Source organism: Mycobacterium sp. TH-M82, from assembly GCF_057473605.1.
Map to the genome: position 1 here is coordinate 1 of NZ_JBYCKY010000289.1, position 1,297 is coordinate 1,297.

1 protein-coding gene is annotated in these 1,297 nt (G+C 66.5%); it reads right to left on the minus strand.

Going from position 1 to position 1,297, the window contains the following annotated elements:
- Positions 1 to 1,110: IS30 family transposase (locus AC2VON_RS09230; protein WP_486952679.1), on the minus strand; the 1,110-nt coding region annotated here is incomplete at its 3' end.
- Positions 1,111 to 1,297 lie beyond the last annotated feature (187 nt).

Sequence of the window (1,297 nt, forward strand, 5' to 3'; positions counted from 1 at the left end):
GGGGGTGCGCCAGCCGAATCGTTTGCGGGGTCGGGCGTTGAGTTCTGCGGCGACCTGGTCGAGCCAGCCCGGCCCGTAGAACGACAGGTCGGTGCCCTTGGGGAAGTATTGGCGCAGCAGCCCGTTGGTGTTCTCGTTGGTGCCGCGTTGCCAGGGGCTGTGCGGGTCGCGGAAGTAGATCGGCAGCCCGGTGGCCTCGGTGATCTTGGTGTGTAAGGCCATCTCACTGCCTTGGTCCCAGGTCAGCGAGCGACGCAAGATCTCGGGGATCTCCGGGATCTTGGCGCTCATGGCCTCGGCCAGGGTGTCCGCGGTGTGGTCGCCGGGCAGGTGCAGCAGCACCACGAATCCGGTGGTGCGCTCGACCAGGGTGCCGATCGCTGAGCCCGAGGCGGTGCTGCCCAGGATCAGATCACCTTCCCAGTGACCGGGGACCGCGCGGTCATCGGCCTCGGCGGGACGTTCACTGACGTTGATCATTTCCTTGAGCTTGCCTTGACCAGTTTCCTTGCGGCCCTGCGGTTTCCGCCGAGCCCGGCCGGTACGCAACGCGGCCTTGACCAGCCGGGCCAACTCCCCGCGCGGCTGCACATAGAGGGCCTGATAGATCGTCTCGTGTGACACCCACATCTCCGGATCGTCGGGAAAATCCTCGCGCAGCCGGCCCGCGATCTGCTCGGGACTGTGCCGCTTTTCCAAGCGTGCCACCACCTCAGCCAACAACACAGGGTTGTCCTCGAGCTTGCGTGCTTTGGGCCGCTTACGGTTGGCCTCGGCCACGTCCTGTCCGACCCGGGCCCGGTATCCCGAAACGGTCTGCCCGCGGTCCACTTCGCGGTCAATCGTGTCCGGGTGGCGCCCCAACAACTCGGCGGCCTGCGCCGGTGGGTGCCCGGTCTCCAGCAGCTGCTCTAGCCGGCAGCGCTCGATAAACGACATCGGCCGCCGCGGCGAGGACACACCGGGATCAACATCAAAGGCACAGGACTCGGTATCAGCAGGCACAGGGGTTCTGGGCATATAGCCAGCTTGTTGGACCCAGACCCGGCCGGTGTTCTCCGACACGCCGACGATCACCGCGGCCTGGGTCGGCGACGCCCCCGACTTCATCGCCTCCCAGAACGCCTCCCGAACCGCCGCCGAATACCGAATACCCCGATGCGCGAGGTTGGCCGCGATCCCCTCGGCCTTGGCCCACTTACACCCCGTCTGATGAGACACCCCAGCCACCGTTGCCGCCGCCGATTGCGACAACCCCGACCTCAACGCCTCCAAAAAAACCTCACGAGCCTCACCC